At 71.7% G+C, this 16,729-nt stretch carries 13 protein-coding genes; 12 read left to right on the forward strand and 1 reads right to left on the reverse strand.

Going from position 1 to position 16,729, the window contains the following annotated elements:
* Positions 1-2: 2 nt before the first annotated feature.
* Positions 3-1,001, reverse strand: a complete 999-nt coding sequence (locus ACFQU3_RS07170) for an AAA family ATPase (protein ID WP_385908146.1) — start codon at positions 999-1,001, stop codon at positions 3-5.
* A gap of 484 nt (positions 1,002-1,485) precedes the next feature.
* On the opposite strand from ACFQU3_RS07170, the gene mraZ reads away from it, so the two are divergent.
* From mraZ to ACFQU3_RS07230, 12 genes are all read left to right on the forward strand, one after another.
* A complete protein-coding gene (gene mraZ, locus ACFQU3_RS07175; protein WP_385908147.1) occupies positions 1,486-1,917 on the forward strand; it encodes a division/cell wall cluster transcriptional repressor MraZ in 432 nt (143 codons plus the stop codon).
* A gap of 352 nt (positions 1,918-2,269) precedes the next feature.
* Positions 2,270-3,280 carry a 16S rRNA (cytosine(1402)-N(4))-methyltransferase RsmH gene (gene rsmH, locus ACFQU3_RS07180; protein ID WP_385908149.1) on the forward strand — a complete coding sequence of 337 codons (1,011 nt, stop codon included), beginning with the start codon at positions 2,270-2,272 and terminating at the stop codon, positions 3,278-3,280.
* Positions 3,277-3,963, forward strand: coding sequence for a hypothetical protein (locus ACFQU3_RS07185; RefSeq protein WP_385908151.1), 687 nt, complete (start codon positions 3,277-3,279; stop codon positions 3,961-3,963). The genes rsmH and ACFQU3_RS07185 overlap by 4 nt, the downstream gene beginning before the upstream one ends.
* 643 nt (positions 3,964-4,606) lie before the next feature.
* The gene (locus ACFQU3_RS07190) at positions 4,607-6,394 is read left to right on the forward strand and encodes a peptidoglycan D,D-transpeptidase FtsI family protein (protein WP_385908153.1); all 1,788 of its coding nucleotides are present in this window, start codon (positions 4,607-4,609) and stop codon (positions 6,392-6,394) included.
* A 47-nt stretch (positions 6,395-6,441) separates the two neighbouring features.
* Positions 6,442-7,968, forward strand: a complete 1,527-nt coding sequence (locus ACFQU3_RS07195) for a UDP-N-acetylmuramoyl-L-alanyl-D-glutamate--2,6-diaminopimelate ligase (protein ID WP_385908155.1) — start codon at positions 6,442-6,444, stop codon at positions 7,966-7,968.
* Positions 7,965-9,419 (forward strand): UDP-N-acetylmuramoyl-tripeptide--D-alanyl-D-alanine ligase, encoded by a 1,455-nt coding sequence (gene murF, locus ACFQU3_RS07200; RefSeq protein WP_385908156.1) that lies wholly within the window; start codon positions 7,965-7,967, stop codon positions 9,417-9,419. The genes ACFQU3_RS07195 and murF overlap by 4 nt, the downstream gene beginning before the upstream one ends.
* Positions 9,416-10,501: a phospho-N-acetylmuramoyl-pentapeptide-transferase gene (mraY, locus tag ACFQU3_RS07205; protein WP_385908158.1), complete on the forward strand. Its 1,086-nt coding sequence runs from the start codon at positions 9,416-9,418 to the stop codon at positions 10,499-10,501. Before murF ends, mraY begins: the two co-directional genes overlap by 4 nt.
* The gene (gene murD, locus ACFQU3_RS07210) at positions 10,498-11,988 is read left to right on the forward strand and encodes a UDP-N-acetylmuramoyl-L-alanine--D-glutamate ligase (protein ID WP_385908160.1); all 1,491 of its coding nucleotides are present in this window, start codon (positions 10,498-10,500) and stop codon (positions 11,986-11,988) included. The genes mraY and murD overlap by 4 nt, the downstream gene beginning before the upstream one ends.
* Entirely contained in the window at positions 11,985-13,265 is a 1,281-nt protein-coding gene (gene ftsW, locus ACFQU3_RS07215) for a putative lipid II flippase FtsW (protein ID WP_385908162.1), read from the forward strand. The genes murD and ftsW overlap by 4 nt, the downstream gene beginning before the upstream one ends.
* Entirely contained in the window at positions 13,262-14,374 is a 1,113-nt protein-coding gene (gene murG / locus ACFQU3_RS07220) for an undecaprenyldiphospho-muramoylpentapeptide beta-N-acetylglucosaminyltransferase (RefSeq protein ID WP_385908164.1), read from the forward strand. Before ftsW ends, murG begins: the two co-directional genes overlap by 4 nt.
* Positions 14,371-15,846 carry a UDP-N-acetylmuramate--L-alanine ligase gene (gene murC / locus ACFQU3_RS07225; RefSeq protein ID WP_385908165.1) on the forward strand — a complete coding sequence of 492 codons (1,476 nt, stop codon included), beginning with the start codon at positions 14,371-14,373 and terminating at the stop codon, positions 15,844-15,846. Before murG ends, murC begins: the two co-directional genes overlap by 4 nt.
* Positions 15,843-16,619 (forward strand): cell division protein FtsQ/DivIB, encoded by a 777-nt coding sequence (locus tag ACFQU3_RS07230; RefSeq protein WP_385908167.1) that lies wholly within the window; start codon positions 15,843-15,845, stop codon positions 16,617-16,619. Before murC ends, ACFQU3_RS07230 begins: the two co-directional genes overlap by 4 nt.
* Positions 16,620-16,729: the final 110 nt, after the last annotated feature.

A 16,729-nucleotide genomic window follows, 5' to 3' on the forward strand; every position in this document is an offset into this window, starting at 1 on the left:
GTTCAGCGGGCTGTCGGTGGCACCGGCACCTGACGCAGCAGGTCGATGACCACTTCGGCGGTCGTGCGGCGGGCGAGCTGGGTCTCGCTCGAGGGCATGAGGCGGTGGGCCAGCACGGGGCCGGCGAGCACCTGGACGTCGTCCGGGATGACGTGGTCACGGCCCTCGAGCGCGGCGAACGCCCGGGAGGCCCGGAGCAGGTGGAGCGCGGCACGCGGTGAGGCGCCGAGCCGCAGCGCCGTCGTGGAGCGCGTGCGCGTCACGAGGTCGACGATGTACTGGCGCACGGCCGGGCTCGCGTGGACCCGCGTCACGGCCTGCACGACACGGTTGATCGTCTCGGCGTCTGTCACCGGGTTGAGGTCGTCGAGCGGCGATCGCGCGCCGTGCGACTCGAGCAGCTCGAGCTCGGCGCTGGGCGCGGGGTAGCCCATCGAGATGCGCGCCATGAAGCGGTCGCGCTGTGCCTCCGGGAGGGGGTAGGTGCCCTCCATCTCGATGGGGTTCTGCGTCGCCATCACGATGAACGGCGCCTGGAGGGTGTACGTCGTGCCGTCGACCGTGACCTGGCGCTCCTCCATCGACTCGAGCAGGGCCGACTGCGTCTTGGGGGAGGCGCGGTTGATCTCGTCGCCGACGACGACGTTGGCGAAGATCGCGCCGGGGCGGAACTCGAAGCGTCGCGCGTCCTGGTTGAAGATGCTGACGCCCGTCACGTCGCTCGGCAGCAGGTCGGGGGTGAACTGGATGCGCCGGACGGTCGCGTCGATCGACCGGGCGAGCGCCTTGGCGAGCATCGTCTTGCCGACCCCGGGCACGTCCTCGATGAGCAGGTGACCGCCGGCGAAGAGCACGGTCACGGTCGTGCGGACGACCTCCGGCTTGCCCTCGATGACACTCGTCATCGCCCCCATGAGCCGGTCGGCCACCCCGTGGATGAGGTCGAGGTCGGCCAGCCCAGGTGCTGCCGTGGTCTCGAGCCCGGTCTCCGTCGTCGTCACTCTGTCCTCCGCTGTTCGTCCCCATGTCGTGGCGCAGCCCTGCTCGTGGCGGGTGCGCGACCCGTCAGGTGATCTTCTCCCATGGACCCTAGGCGCCGATAGGTCTGCTCCGGTCGAGACCGGATGGAGATCTGGAGCCCGCGAGCCGTGGTGCTGCCTTCCACTTTCCTCCACCGCCAACGACCGGAGGGACGGTTCGGTTCGTTTCCGGGGCCGACCAGCTCGGCGCCGAGCACGAGTTGCTCGCTGTGTGGTGCCCGCGCGGTGATGCGCGGCGTCCGCGGCCTGGTCCTGCGGGGGCGACTGTCGTGTGGGCCCGTCAAGCGGCTCCACTTCGCTCCACCCCACCTGACCTGCGCAAACACGCGACGCGCCAAGTCAATTTCGACGAAAGCTGGTGGATGGTGGAGCAAAGTGGAGTACGGTGGGGCAACAAGGTACGACAGAGGGACGCCCAGGGTCGAAAAAGGGGAGGTGGCGGACCATGTTTCTCGGGACGCACACGCCCCGGCTCGACGAGAAGGGTCGGCTCTTCCTGCCCGCGAAGTACCGCGAGCGGATGGCGGGCGGCCTCGTCGTCACGCGCGGCCAGGAGCGGAGCCTGTTCATCTACCCGATGGACGAGTTCGTCAAGGTGGCCGAGCAGATGCGTCAGGCCCCGACGACGAGCAAGGCCGCCCGCGACTACATGCGCGTCTTCCTCTCCGGCGCGTCCGACGAGATCCCCGACAAGCAGGGCCGGTTCACCATCCCGGCCAACCTGCGCCAGTACGCCGGCCTCGACCGCGAAGTCACGGTCATCGGCGCCGGCTCACGCCTCGAGGTCTGGGACAGCGCGGTCTGGAACGCCTACCTCGAGCAGACGGAACAGAGCTTCGCCGACACGGCCGAGGAGGTGATCCCCGGGCTCTTCTGAGCTCCGGATAACCCCTCGAGCACCCACGCCCATTCAGCGCCACCTGACCTTCCCCGCCACCGTCGCAGCCGACCGAACGGCACCTGAGTGCCGGCCTCCAGCCGCTCCACTCCCGGGACGACTTCCCCCGTCCCGGGCGAGGCAGCGGATGGGGACCAGCCCCCAGGTGACCACCTCCACCAGTCTCGACTGCACGTCACCACCGACCGGCCTCCTCCACCCGTCGGCACCAGCGGCTACACCTCCACCTTCACCCCGCACGGCAGACCCCTATCTCCACCTAAGTCACATCAGCACCAGCAGCCACATGAAGCACATGTGCACCAAACAGCACGAGCGTGAAGGACGCACCATGACCGACCGAGGACCGGCGCAGGGACGACACGTCCCCGTCATGCGCGACCGGATCCTCGACCTGCTCGCGCCGGCCCTCGACCGGCCCGGCGCGGTGCACGTCGACGGGACGCTCGGCATGGGCGGCCATGCCGAGGGCGTCCTCGAGCGCTTCCCCGACTGCGTCGTGGTCGGCATCGACCGCGACCGCGAGGCCCTCGCCCTGTCCGAGGAGCGCCTGGCCCGGTTCGGCGACCGGTTCCGGCCGGTGCACGCCGTGTACGACGAGATCGCCGAGGTCGTCGCCGGCCTCGACGTGCCCGCCGTGAACGGCATCCTCTTCGACCTCGGTGTCAGCTCGCTGCAGCTCGACGAGGCAGACCGCGGCTTCGCCTACCGCGTCGACGCCCCCCTCGACATGCGCATGGACCAGTCGACGGGACAGACCGCCGCTGATGTGCTCAACACGTACTCCGTCGAGGACCTGACCCGGATCCTGCGCGACTACGGCGAGGAACGCTTCGCACGCAAGATCGCCTCCGCGGTCGTGCGTGACCGTGCCACCGAGCGGTTCACGACCTCGGGTCGTCTCGTCGAGCTGCTGCGCCGCGTCATCCCGATGGCCTCGCAGCGCCAGAGCGGTCACCCGGCCAAGCGGACCTTCCAGGCCCTGCGCATCGAGGTCAACGACGAGCTGGCCGTCTGGAGCCGCGCCATCGACGAGGCGATCGACGTCCTCGCCGTCGGCGGCCGCATCGCAGTCCTGTCGTACCACTCGCTCGAGGATCGCGCCACGAAGCGTGCCTTCGCCGCGGGGGCGACCTCGAGCACGCCGCCGGGTCTGCCCGTCGAGCTCCCGGAGCACGCGGCATACCTGTCCCTCGTCACCCGCGGCGCCGAGGCGCCCAGCGACGACGAGGTCACCACGAACCCACGGGCCGCCTCGGCCCGGCTTCGCGTCGCAGAGCGCGTGCGGGACACCTCCACGCGCACCTCAGCCAGCAGGACCAGAAAGGGACCGACCCGATGAGCCAGATGACCGCCACGGCCAGGCCGCTGCGCGCACCGCGACGGGGCCCCGCCCCGACGCCGCTGCGTGTCATCCCGACGCGGATCACGCACACCGGCAACGGCGCCTTCGCCACGATCTGCATCGCGCTGCTGATTGCCGGCCTGATCGCCCTGCTCCTGCTCAACACCGCCCTCGCGCAGGGCTCTCTCGCGCTCGGCGACCTGCAGCGCGAGTCCGCCCGGCTCAGCGACACGGCGAGCAACCTCCAGGAGGAGATCGACCGCGCCTCGGCGACCGGCGCCCTGGCCCGGAACGCGTCAGAGATCGGCATGGTCCGGATGAACACTCGGGGCTACATCGACCTCGCCAAGGGGACCGTGTCCGGTGAGCCGGAGCCGGCGACGAAGAACAACGCGTTCCCCATCGTCACGAGCCCGACGCCGCCCACGGTCACCGCCAAGGTCAAGAAGGTCCTCGCCTCGGCGACCAAGGCGAGCAAGGCCGCCGGCGCGGATGCCAGGGACGCGGCGAGAGAGGCCGACAAGGCAGCGAAGACCAAGCCCGACGAGGCCGCCACGCCGACACTGCCGGGTGCCGCGGCCGGGACGGGTTCGACGCCCACACTTGGCACGACACCCGGCGCGTCGACGGGCCAGCCGACGGGCACGGCCCCGAACGGGCCGACCGGACAGGCCGAGTAGACCCGGCACATCGTGCAGACCGAGCAGACCGAGCAGACAGCGACGAGGTGAACCCGTGACGCCGACCCGAGGCACCGACCCTGGACGGGCCGGTCGCGGCGCTACGCCCGCACGAGGTACCCGGACCCGCTCCACCCAGGGCAGCCAGGTGCGCGCCGGGCAGCAGAGCGGGCAGCAGGGTAGGCAGCAGGGTGGGCAGCAGGGACAGACCCGGCAGGGGCGCCAGGGGGCGGCCAAGGCTGCCACCGGCACGCGAGCCGGGACGCCAGCACGCACCCCGCCCGCCCGCGCCGCGGCCGCAGGCGGCACGGCCGCAGGCGGTTCACGCGCCGGTCGCGGCGCGGCACCGGCGTGCACCGGAACGGGCCGTCCCGCCCCGGCTCGCAGCACCGGCCGTGGGGCTCCGGGGACCAGCAGTCGGGGTTCCACGGGGCGCTCCCGGCGGTCGGCCGAGACCTCCGCGCGGACGTCCAAGGGACAGCCCACACGACAGTCGCCACGCCAGTCCACCCAGAGCCGGGGGCGAGGGCCCGCGCCGAAGCGGGCCGCCGCGTCCTGGCGGGCCGGTGGCCCGCGGGGGCCCCGTGGGCCCCGCCGGCCGCTCAAGATCTCCCGAGCCAACCCGCGCCGCCGCGCGCGGGTCATGTTCGTCGCACTCCTCTTCGTCTTCACGATCTTCGCCGGCCAGCTGCTCCGCATCCAGGCGTTCGACGCCTCGGCGACGCAGGAGGCGGCGCAGTTCAAGCGGTCGGTCAAGACGACCACGCCGGCCATGCGTGGGCAGATCCTCGACACCAACGGGCAGGTGCTCGCCGACTCGGTCGAGCGGTTCACCATCGCCGCTGACCCGAAGATCATTCCCGAGTACACCGTGAAGGTCGACGGTGTGCGCACGAAGGTCGGAGTCAGCCGCGCGGCCGGCGACCTCGCCCCCCTCCTCGAGATGACGCCGTCGGCGCTGACGAAGCTCTTCACGAGGTCGGGCACCCGCTACGTCGTCGTGAAGAAGGAGGTCAACCCCGCCGTCTACCGCGAGATCCGGGCCCTCGGCATCCCCGGCATCACGGGCGAGCGCACGGCCCAGCGCATCTACCCGACCTCGATGGCCCTCGGACAGCTCGTCGGCTTCGTCCGCCCCGACGACCAGAGCGGTGCGGGAGGCATCGAGCAGATGCTCGACCGGACCCTCGCCGGCACGCCAGGCGTCAGCGTCGCCGAGCGGGCCCGTGACGGCTACATCATCCCGGGCTCGCAGCGGGTCGACACCCCTGTCGCCAACGGTCGCGACGTCCGGCTCACCATCGACGCCGACCTCCAGTGGTACGCCCAGAACGCCCTCGCCAAGCAGGTCACGGCCGTCGGCGCCGAGTCGGGGACCGCCGTCGTCCTCGAGGTAGCGACGGGCAAGGTGCGGGCAGCCGCGAGCTATCCGAGCTTCGACCCCAACGACCTCGCCGACGCGAAGAAGGCCAACCTCGGCAACTTCGCCTTCAACGACGCGTTCGAGCCCGGTTCGACGGGCAAGCTCATGACGATGGCGGCCGCCCTGGAGAAGGGCGTCATCACGCCCGACACGGGCGTCATCATCCCGCCGCGTCTGCCCCGCTCCGGCACGTCGTTCAAGGACCACGAAGCGCACGGCGTCGAGAACATGACGGCCACCGGCGTGCTCGCGAAGTCCTCCAACATGGGCACGATCCTCATCGGCGAGCGGGTGTCGCCGGCCGACATGGAGGCGTTCTACCGCAAGTTCGGGGTCGGCACCAAGACGCCGGTGGGCTTCCCGGGTGAGTCCGCGGGCCTGCTCGCCGGCGCCAAGGACTGGGTCTCGACGCGTCGCTACACCGTGCTCTTCGGCCAGGGGTACGCCGTGACCGCCATCCAGCAGGCGAGCGTGTTCCAGACGGTCGCCAACAAGGGTGTCCGCGTGGCGCCGTCGCTCGTCGAGGGCACGGTCAACGAGAGCGGCACCTTCATCCCGTCACCCGCGACCAAGCCCTCGCGGGTCGTGAGCCAGGACACCGCCGTCAAGCTCTCGCGGATGATGGAGGAGGTCACGGGCGAGAACGGCACGGCCAGCGCAGCGCGGATCAAGGGCTACCGCGTCGCAGGCAAGACCGGCACCGCCGACCGCTACGACGAGAAGCTCGGCCGCTACAACGGGTTCACGGCCTCGTTCATCGGGTTCGCCCCCGCCGAGGCCCCGAAGTACGTCGTCGCAGTCTTCATCCAGAAGCCCAGCGCCGGCATGTTCGGCGGCGCGCTCGCCGGTCCCGTCTTCAACCAGGTGATGTCCTACCTGCTCGAGCGCTCCGGCGCCGCCCCGAGCACCAAGTCGACGCTCGACTACCACGTGTGGGCCGACAAGCCGCTGTCGTCCGACGACCCGGACGTGATCAGCAATGCGCGGGCGAAGCGGGATGGCCTGTAAGTTGGGATGACGTGTCACCTTCCCCCCTTCGACCCGCGACGTCGGGCGTGAGTCTCCGCGACCTGTCCGCCCGGATCGGGGGCGGCGACGTCGCCGACGTCGTCGTGACTGGGGTCACGCTCGACAGCCGGTCCGTCGTCCCGGGCGACCTGTATGCCGCCCTCCCGGGCTTCAACGTCCACGGCGCGCGCTTCCTCGCCGATGCCGTCGCGGCTGGTGCCGTCGCCGTCCTGACCGACGCGGACGGCCTCGCCCTGGCCAGGGAGCAGGAGACGCTCGTGCCCGTCGTCGTGGTGCCCGACCCGCGCGGCGTCCTCGGCGACGTCGCGGCCCACGTCTACGGCGCGCCCTCGGAGCAGCTGACGATGGTTGGCGTGACGGGCACCAACGGCAAGACGACGACGGCATACCTCGTCGAGTCGGCGCTGCGCGCCAACGGCCAGCGCACGGGCCTCATCGGCACCGTCGAGACGCGCATCGGTGACGAGCACATCGAGTCGGTGCGCACGACGCCCGAGGCGACGGACCTGCACGCCATCCTCGCCGTCATGCGTGAGCGCGGCGTGGACGCCTGCGTCATGGAGGTCTCGAGCCACGCCCTCGCGATGCACCGCGTCGACGGCGTCGTCTACGACGTCGCCCTGTTCACGAACCTCTCCCAGGACCACCTCGACTTCCACTCGTCGATGGACGACTACTTCGGCGCCAAGGCGTCACTCTTCACGCCGCGGCGCGCCCGAGCGGGCGTCGTCTGCATCGACGACGCGTGGGGCGCGCGCCTCGCCGCCGAGTCCGGCATCCCGACGACGACCCTGGCCACGAGGCCCGGCGCGGCCGCCGACTGGACCGTCGTCGAAGGCGGGGCGGGGGCCTTCACCCTCGACCAGGCCGCCACCGGTGCCTCCCTGTCGCTCGTCGCGCACCTGCCCGGACACTTCAACGTCGCCAACACCGCCCTGGCGGCGCTGGCCCTGCTCGGCATCGGACTCGAGCCGTCATCCGTCGAGGCCGCCATGGCCGTCGCACCGGATGTGCCGGGCCGGATGGAGGTCGTCGCACCCGGCGGGTCGGACGGCCCGCGCTGCGTCGTCGACTTCGCCCACACGCCGGACGCCGTCGACGCCGCTCTCGCCGCACTGCGCCCCTCCACCGAGGGCCGGCTCATCGCCGTCCTCGGCGCCGGCGGCGACCGCGACCGGGGCAAGCGGCCCGCCATGGGCGCCGCCGCGGCACGGCAGGCCGATGTCGTCGTCGTCACCGACGACAACCCGCGCTCCGAGGACGCCGCCGAGATCCGCTCGGCCGTCATCGCGGGCGCGCAGGAGGAGGTCCGTGGTGGCACGGGCCGAGCCTTCGAGATCATCGACGGCGGGACGCGCTCCAGCGCCATCGTCGAGGCCATCGCGCTCGCGGTGGTCGGCACGGGGGAGAGCCGCCCCGTCGACACCGTCGTGGTGCTCGGCAAGGGACACGAGAAGGGTCAGGAGATCCACGGAGTGAAGCACCCGTTCGACGACCGCGACGCTGTACGCGCCGCCCTCGCAGCCGTCACCTCCTCAGGGGTGAGCTCGTGATCGCGCTGTCCCTCAGTGAGATCCGTGACCTGACCGGTGGTCAGGTGCACGGCACCGACACCCCCGATGCCGTCGTCGTCGACGGCACCGTGACGACCGACTCGCGCGAGTGCGGTCCGGGCAGCCTCTACGTGGCGCGTGTCGGCGAGAGCGCCGACGGGCACGACTTCGTCGCGTCGGCCGTCGCGGCCGGAGCCGTCGCCGCCCTCACGTCTCGGGTCGTCGAGGGCGTGCCGTGCGTCGTCGTCGACGACGTGCAGACCGCCTTCGGCCGCATTGCACGCGGCGTCGTCGAGCGGGCACCCGAGCTGCGGGTCATCGGCATCACCGGGTCGTCCGGCAAGACGAGCGCCAAGGACCTCCTCGCGGCCGTGCTGTCCTCGGTGGCCGAGACGGTGGCCCCCGTCAACTCGCTCAACGGGGAGATCGGAGTGCCGTTGACGGTCTGCCGCGTCACGCCGACCACCCGCTTCCTCGTCGCCGAGATGGGTGCCCGCGGCATCGGCCACATCGACTACCTCACCCGCATCGCGCCGCCGCAGGTCGCGATCGTCCTCAACGTCGGCACCGCCCACGTCGGCGAGTTCGGCTCGCGCGAGAACATCGCACGCGCCAAGTCCGAGCTGCCCCTCGCCGTCCCGGCCGAGGGCCTCTCCGTCCTCAACGCCGACGACCCCGTCGTCGCTGCGATGGCTCGCGGTCTGGCATCGCGCGTCCAGCTCGTCGGCCTGTCCCCGCACGCCGACGTCCGCGCGGAGGACGTCGTCCTCGATGAGCGCGGCAGGGCGGCATACACCCTCGTGTGCCCGCAGGGCACGGCGCGGGTCTCGTTGCGCCAGAGCGGTGCCCACCACGTCGGCAACTCGCTGGCCGTCGCCGCTGCGGCGCTCGAGCTCGGCCTGTCGCTCGACCAGGTCGTCGCCGGGCTCGGCGCCGCCGAGGCCGTGAGCCGGTGGCGGATGGAGATGACCGACCGGCCCGACGGTGTCCTCGTCGTCAACGACGCGTACAACGCCAACCCGGACTCCATGCGGGCCGCCCTCGACGCCGTCGCCGCGATGCGCGTGACGGGGAAGCGGTGGGCCGTCCTCGGGGGGATGCTAGAGCTCGGCCCCGACAGCGACGTCGAGCACGCAGCCGTGGGAGCGTATGCCGCCCGGCTGACGTTCGACCACGTCGTGGCCGTCGGCGAGGGGGCCCGTCCTCTCGCCGACGCCTTCCCGGGGGCCGAGTGGGTGCCGGACACGGACGCTGCCCACGACCTGCTGGCCGAGCGCGTGCACCCGGGCGACGTCGTGCTGCTCAAGTCCAGCCGGGACAGCGGACTGCGCTGGCTCGGCGACCGGCTCGCAGCCGAGGGCGGCGAGCCCGACGCGCCGGGCGCGCCCGACGATGGCCGAGAGTCCGCGGTCACGGCCCCTGCCACGACCCGAGAGGCGGCTCAGCGGTGAAGGGTGTCCTCCTCGCAGCCTCCATATCGCTGCTGATCTCGCTCTTCGGCACACCGTTGTTCATCAAGTTCCTCGTCAAGCGGGGGTACGGGCAGTTCATCCGTGACGACGGCCCCACCTCTCACCACACGAAGCGCGGCACCCCGACCATGGGCGGCGCGGTCATCCTCGCGGCCACGCTCGGGGCGTACGCCCTCGCCCACCTGCTGACGCTCAACCCGCCGACGGCGAGCGGCCTGCTCGTCCTCTTCCTCATGGCCGGCCTCGGGTTCGTCGGGTTCCTCGACGACTTCATCAAGATCAGCAAGCAGCGCAGCCTCGGTCTGCGCTCCAAGCAGAAGCTCATCGGCCAGGCGCTCGTGGGCATCATCTTCGCGGGGCTCGCGCTGCAGTACCCCAACGAGCAGTACCGCACGCCTGCCTCGCTGCTCGTCTCCTTCGTCCGCGACACGAACATCAGCCTCGCGCTGGGTGGCAGCACCGTCGTCGGCGTCATCCTCTTCGTCATCTTCGCCAACGTCATGATCGCCGGCGCGTCCAACGGGGTGAACCTCACCGACGGTCTCGACGGCCTCGCCACTGGCGTGTCGACGATGGTCTTCGGGGCGTACGTCCTCATCAGCATCTGGACCTTCAACCAGAACTGCCAGACCAACCCGGGAATCAAGTGCTACGAGGTGCGCGACTCGCACGACCTCGCACTCGTCGCCGCGGCCGGGATGGGTGCCTGCTTCGGGTTCCTCTGGTGGAACGCGACACCCGCGAAGATCTTCATGGGCGACACCGGGTCGCTGGCGCTAGGGGGCGCGCTCGCCGGCCTCGCGATCACCACCCACACCGAGTTCCTGCTCATCATCCTCGGCGGGATGTTCGTCCTCGAGACGCTCTCCGTCGTCGCCCAGGTGGCCTCGTTCAAGACCACCGGTAAACGGGTGCTCCGGATGGCACCGCTCCACCACCACTTCGAGATGGTCGGCTGGAACGAGGTGACGGTGGTGGTGCGCTTCTGGATCATCGCCGGGCTCTTCGTCGCGTTCGGTCTCGGCGTCTTCTACGCCGAGTGGGTGGTGGGTTCCCAGTGAGCTTCGACCCGACCTACGAGCCCCGTGCGGGGCTGACCCACCGCGACGCCGACTGGTCGGGGATCAACGTCCTCGTCGTCGGCCTCGGCGTGTCCGGCTTCGCCGCCGCGGACGCCCTCGCCGAGCGCGGCGCCCGCGTCACGGCGGTCTCGCGCGACGTGACCGACGCCATCACGGAACGGGCCACCATCCTCGGCATCCTCGACGTCGACGTGCGGCTCGGTCCCGAGCACCTCGTCGCGCCGCCCGAGGGCACCGAGCTCGTCGTCACCTCGCCCGGGGTCCCACCCCACGACCCGCTCATGCTCGCGGCGGCCACGGCCGGCATCCCCGTATGGGGCGAGGTCGAGCTCGCCTGGCGCATGCGCGCCGAGCAGGGCGCCGCGCCGTGGCTCACCGTGACGGGCACCAACGGCAAGACGACGACCGTCAACATGCTCGCCTCCATCCTGCGCCACGCAGGACTGCGGGCGACCTCTGCGGGCAACGTCGGCACGCCGCTCCTGGAGGCGGTGCTCCACCCCGAGCCGTACGACGTGCTGGCCGTGGAGCTCTCGAGCTTCCAGCTGCACTGGCAGCGCTCGATCTCGGCCGTGGCCTCGGCCGTGCTCAACGTCGCGCCCGACCACATCGACTGGCACGGCAGCTACGCCGAGTACCTCCGGGCCAAGGGCAAGATCTACGAGAACACGCACCTCGCCTGCATCTACAACGTCGCCGACATCCAGACCGAGCAGCTCGTGATGGAGGCCAACGTCGTCGAGGGGTGTCGGGCGATCGGGTTCACGACCGGCATACCGGCGCCCTCGATGGTCGGCATCGTCGAGGACGTCCTCGCCGACCGGGCGTTCGTCGAGCAGCGGCAGCGCTCGGCGGCGGAGCTGTGCACCATCGCCGACCTCAAGGGCGACGCGCCCTCGGTGGCGCCGCACTACATCGCCAACGCGCTCGCCGCGGCCGCGCTCGCCCGCGCCTACGGGGTCGGGCCCCTCGCGGTCCGCGACGGGCTGCGTGCCTTCCGTCCCGACCGCCACCGCATCGCCGAGATCGCCACGGTCAAGGGCGTCCGGTTCGTCAACGACTCGAAGGCGACCAACCCGCACGCGGCCGCGGCGGCGATCCGCTCGTTCGACTCCGTCGTCTGGGTCGCGGGTGGACTGCTCAAGGGTGCCGACGTCGACAGCCTCGTCGAGGAGATGGCCTCTCGCCTGCGCGGCGTCGTCCTGCTGGGCGCCGACCGCGACCAGATCGCGCAGGCCCTTTCCCGACACGCGCCGGATGTCCCCGTCGTGGACGTGTCCGAGACGGACACTGGTGTCATGGACCGTGTCGTGAGGGAGGCCGCACGCCTCGCCCAGCCGGGTGACGTCGTGCTGCTCGCGCCCGCCGCCGCGTCCATGGACATGTTCACGAACTACGGAGCCCGCGGAGACGCCTTCGAGGAGGCGGTCCGGCGGCACCTGGAGGCACACGGGGGGCTGCAGTGAGCGCGACCACCGCCGACGAGAAGGGCGGGGGGTCGGCTGCGACGAGCGGGCCGCGGTCGCTGCCCGTCATCGGCAAGCTCGAGTCGCCGCTGACGACCTACTACCTCATCCTCGGCGCCACGTCGACGCTCGTGGTCTTCGGCCTGATCATGGTGTTCTCCGCCTCGAGCGTCGAGGCGCTGCTCGCCGACGAGGCGTCCTACTCCGTGTTCGTGCGACAGCTGCTCTTCGCGGTCGTCGGCGCCGTCGGGGCCGGTGTGGCCAGCCGCCTCGACGTGCGGTGGTGGAAGCGGCTCGCCTTCCCGACGATGCTCGTGTCCGTCGTGCTGCTCGCCGCCGTCATCCCGTTCGGCAAGACCGTCAACGGCAACCGCAACTGGCTCGCGCTCGGGCCCCTGCAGTTCCAGCCGGCGGAGTTCGCGAAGGTCGGGCTCGTCCTCGTCGGCGCCGTCGTCTTCGCCAACAAGTCGTCGCGCATCGCGAGCCTCCTCCACGTGGTGCTGCCCTACCTCGTGCCGATCGCGACCGTCGTCATCGGCCTCATCCTCGCGGGCCACGACCTCGGCACGGCCATCGTCGTGCTCGTCATCGTCGCGGCCGTCCTGCTCGTCGCCGGCGCCCCGAAGAGAGTCTTCGCCCTGGGCGGCGCGCTCGCGGCCGCGGGCGTCGGGCTCATGGTGACGGGCAGCAGCAACCGCACGAGCCGCATCGCCAACTGGCTCGACCCGTCCTGCCAGGCCGACCCCGACGGCTGGTGCGGCCAGTCGGTGCACGGCATGTACGCGCTCGCCGACGGCGGATGGTGGGGGGTCGGGCTCGGCGCGTCGAAGGAGAAGTGGGAGTGGCTCTCGGAGGCCCACAACGACTTCATCTTCGCGATCATCGGCGAGGAGCTCGGCCTGCCCGGCACGCTCATGATCCTGTTGCTCTTCAGCATCCTGGCGTGGGCCTGCTTCCGGCTCGTCAGCCGCACCCAGGACCGCTTCGTGCGCATCGCCGGCTTCGGCATCATGGCCTGGCTGCTCGGCCAGGCCGTCATCAACATCGGTGCCGTCATCGGGCTCTTCCCCGTCATCGGCGTTCCGCTCCCACTGGTGTCCGCGGGTGGGTCGTCACTCGTGACGACCCTGCTCGCCCTCGGCATACTGCTGTCCTTCGCGCGCAACGAGCCCGGCTGCAAGGCCCTTCTCGATGCCCGCCCGAGCATGATCCGTCGGTCCCTCGCGGTGCTTCCCTCCCGCGTCCGGTCCGTCCCGCAACGTCGCAGAAGTCGGTGATCCCCCTGTCCTCGCCCACCTCCGTCCTGCTCGCCGGGGGCGGCAGTGCCGGCCACGTGTCGCCGCTGCTCGCCCTCGCCGACGCGCTCCGGCGCCGCCACCCCGACCTGAGGGTGACCGCGCTGGGCACGCAGGAGGGCCTCGAGGCCCGCCTGGTGCCAGCGCGCGGCTACGAGCTGCGCGTCGTGCCGAAGGTGCCGCTGCCCCGGCGCCCGAGCCTTGAGCTGCTGCGCCTTCCGGGCCGGCTCAAGGCCGCCGTCGACGCGGCGGGTGCCGCCATCGACGACACGGGCGCGGAGGTCGTCGTCGGCTTCGGCGGCTACGTGAGCACGCCCGCCTACGTGGCGGCACGCCGTCGCCGCGTCCCGATCGTCGTCCACGAGCAGAACGCCCGCGCCGGGATCGCCAACCGCGTCGGTGCCCACTGGGCCGCCGCCGTCGCCACGACCTTCTCCAGCACGTCGCTGCCGCACGCACAGCGCGTCGGTATGCCGCTCCGCCGCGAGGTCGCGACGCTCGACAGGTCGGCCCTTCGGGGCGAGGCGCTCGAACACTTCGGGCTGGCGCCCGAGTGGCCGACCGTGCTCGTCACGGGTGGCTCCCTCGGTGCGCAGCGGCTCAACGACGCCTTTCGCGCGCGAGTCGCCCAGCTCAGCCGCGGGGGCATCCAGGTGCTCCACGTAACCGGCCTCGGCAAGGACTTCGTCGCCGAGGTGCCCGAGGCCGGGGCGCCGTACGTCGTCGTCCCGTACGCCGACCGCATGGAGCTCGCGTATGCCGCCGCCGACCTCGTCGTGGCGCGCTCGGGTGCCAACACGGTGTGCGAGCTCACGGCGGTGGGGCTTCCGGCCGTCTACGTACCGCTGCCCGTCGGCAACGGGGAGCAGCGCCTCAACGCGGCCGATGTCGTCGCGGCGGGTGGCGGACTGCTCGTCGACGACGCCGCCTTCACACCCGAGTGGATCGACGCCGAGCTGCTCGCCCTCGCCACCGACGGTGAGCGGGTGTCCCGGATGGCAGCCGCCGCGAGGTCGCTCGGTGAACCGGCCGCCGACGAGAAGCTCGCCGACCTCGTCGACCGGGCAGCAGAGACCAGGAAGAACCCGTGACCCAGACCCCGCGCACCCCCTCCGTCGACGACCCGTTCGCCGCCGCGAGGTTCGACTTCCGCGCTCCCGTGCCGAGCACCGACGACCTGGGACGCGTCCACTTCCTCGCGATCGGCGGTGCGGGGATGTCCGGCGTCGCGCGCATCATGCTCGCGCGCGGTATCCGCGTCACCGGCAGCGACGCCAAGGACGTCCCCGTCCTCAAGGCGCTCGAGAGCGAGGGCGCGGGCGTCTGGGTGGGCTTCCACGAGGGTCACCAGGAGCGCGCCGACGCCATCGTCATGAGCTCCTCGATCCGCGATGACAACGTCGAGCTCGTCGCCGCGCGTGAGCGGGGCGTGCCGGTGCTGCACCGGGCGCAGGGACTCGCGGCGCTGATGCAGGGTCGACGTCCCGTGGCCGTCGCGGGCGCCAACGGCAAGACCACGACGACGTCGATGCTCACCGTGGCCCTGCAGGGCTGCGGGCTCGACCCGTCGTTCGCGGTCGGGGGAGAGCTCGCCAAGCACGGCACCAACGCCCACGACGGTTCTGACGACGTCTTCGTCGTCGAGGCCGACGAGAGCGACGGCTCCTTCGTCGTGTACCGGCCCGAGGTCGCGATCGTGACGAACGTGCAGCCCGACCACCTCGACTTCTACTCGAACTTCACTGTTGTGCAGGCGGCCTACGACGCCTTCGTGGGCACGATCCGACCGGGCGGCCTGCTCGTCACGTGCGCGGACGACGCCGGCGCGGTGGACCTCGCCGAGCGCGCCCGTGCGCGAGGGACTCGAGTCGTCACCTACGGCTTCGACCCGGGCGCGGACGTCGTCCTGAGCGGGCACCACCAGGACGGCGTGACGTCGTCCGTGACGGTCTCCGACGGCGGCGTGGAGCGCAGGATGACGCTCGGCGTGCCGGGACGGCACAACGCGCTCAACGCGGCAGCCGCGTACGCTGCGGCCGTCCACGGCCTCGGCCAGGCTCCGGAGCGGGTGCTCGCGGGGCTCGCGTCCTTCACGGGCACGCGTCGCCGCTTCGAGCCCAAGGGCGAGGCCGGCGGCGTCGTCGTCGTCGACGACTACGCCCACAACGCCGGCAAGGTCACGGCCGTGGTCGAGACCGCGAAGGACCTCGTCGGTGACACCGGACGCCTCGTCGTCGTCTTCCAGCCCCACCTCTACAGCCGCACGAGGGACTTCGCGACGCAGCTCGGAGCGGGGCTGTCGCCGGCCGACGTCGTGGTCGTCATGGATGTCTACGCGGCCCGCGAGGACCCCGTCCCCGGGGTGTCCGGACGGCTCGTCGCCGACGCCGTGACGGCCGCCCGGCCGGAGGTCGAGGTGCACTACGTCGCGTCATGGTCGGAGGTGGCCGGGTATGTGGCCGGCCTCGTCGGTCCCGGTGACCTCGTGCTCACCGTCGGCGCCGGTGACGTGACGATGGTCGGCCCGGAGGTGCTGCGGATCCTCCGGGGTGCGGCGCCATGACGCCCGACCGGGGCACGGTGCGCCGACGGGTCGCGGGCACGGGGCTCGCCTCCTCGCGCACCCGCTTCGAACGTCGGGCGGCCGCCGCGCGGCGGCGGCCACGGCTCGTCGCGGCGATCCTCGTCGCGGTCCTGCTCGTCGCGGGGTTCCTGGCCTGGCTCGGTTGGTTCAGCAGCGTCCTGACCGCGAGCAAGGTCGAGGTCGTCGGCGTCAAGGGGGCTTCGGCTGCGCAGGTCCGCTCGATCGCGAAGGTCCCGCTCGGCGGGCCGCTCATGCGCGTCGACACCGACGAGGTCACGCAGCGCATCGTCGACGGGCGTGCCTGGAGCGCCGTGTCCGTGAGCCGCAGCCTGCCCGACACCGTCGTCATCGAGGTGACGCCGCGTGTGGCCGTCCTCGCGGTCCGCAACCCTCAGGGTCAGGTGGACGTCGTGGACCGTGACGGCTTCGCCTTCCGCACCGTCGACGCCGCGCCCGACGGCGTCCCGCTCGTGAGCTCCGGCGCGGCCCAGGTGACGAAGGCCGGCGTCACGGCAGCCGTGCAGGCGCTGCGCTCGCTCGACCCCGCGCTGCGTGCCGACGTCTCTGGCGTCTCCGTCTCGGCGGCCGACCAGGTGTCGTTCACCGTCACGGCCAAGGGGGAGCGCTCCAAGACGGTCGTCTGGGGCGGTGCCGGTGATGGTGAACGCAAGGCCCAGCTCGTGAAGATCCTTCTGCGAGAACCGGGTTCGACGATCGACGTCAGCGTCCCGGCATCTCCCGTCACCCGCTGAGAGCCCCTCGGCCGTGGCATGGCACAGTGGTCCGCGGCGCTCCCGCGGGAGTGTCCGGTGGTGCTGGTGTGGCCCGTGGTGCCTGACTCCGGGAAAAGGGGCAATCCCCG

This window comes from Terrabacter sp. GCM10028922, from assembly GCF_042666095.1.
Classification (GTDB): domain Bacteria; phylum Actinomycetota; class Actinomycetes; order Actinomycetales; family Dermatophilaceae; genus Terrabacter.

Excerpts from the sequence above, each read along its gene's own strand:
- mraZ (WP_385908147.1), top strand. The coding sequence starts at position 1,486 with ATGTTTCTCGGGACGCACACGCCCCGGCTCGACGAGAAGGGTCGGCTC.
- rsmH (WP_385908149.1), top strand. The coding sequence starts at position 2,270 with ATGACCGACCGAGGACCGGCGCAGGGACGACACGTCCCCGTCATGCGC.
- ACFQU3_RS07185 (WP_385908151.1), top strand. The coding sequence starts at position 3,277 with ATGAGCCAGATGACCGCCACGGCCAGGCCGCTGCGCGCACCGCGACGG.
- ACFQU3_RS07190 (WP_385908153.1), top strand. The coding sequence starts at position 4,607 with ATGTTCGTCGCACTCCTCTTCGTCTTCACGATCTTCGCCGGCCAGCTG.
- ACFQU3_RS07230 (WP_385908167.1), top strand. The coding sequence starts at position 15,843 with ATGACGCCCGACCGGGGCACGGTGCGCCGACGGGTCGCGGGCACGGGG.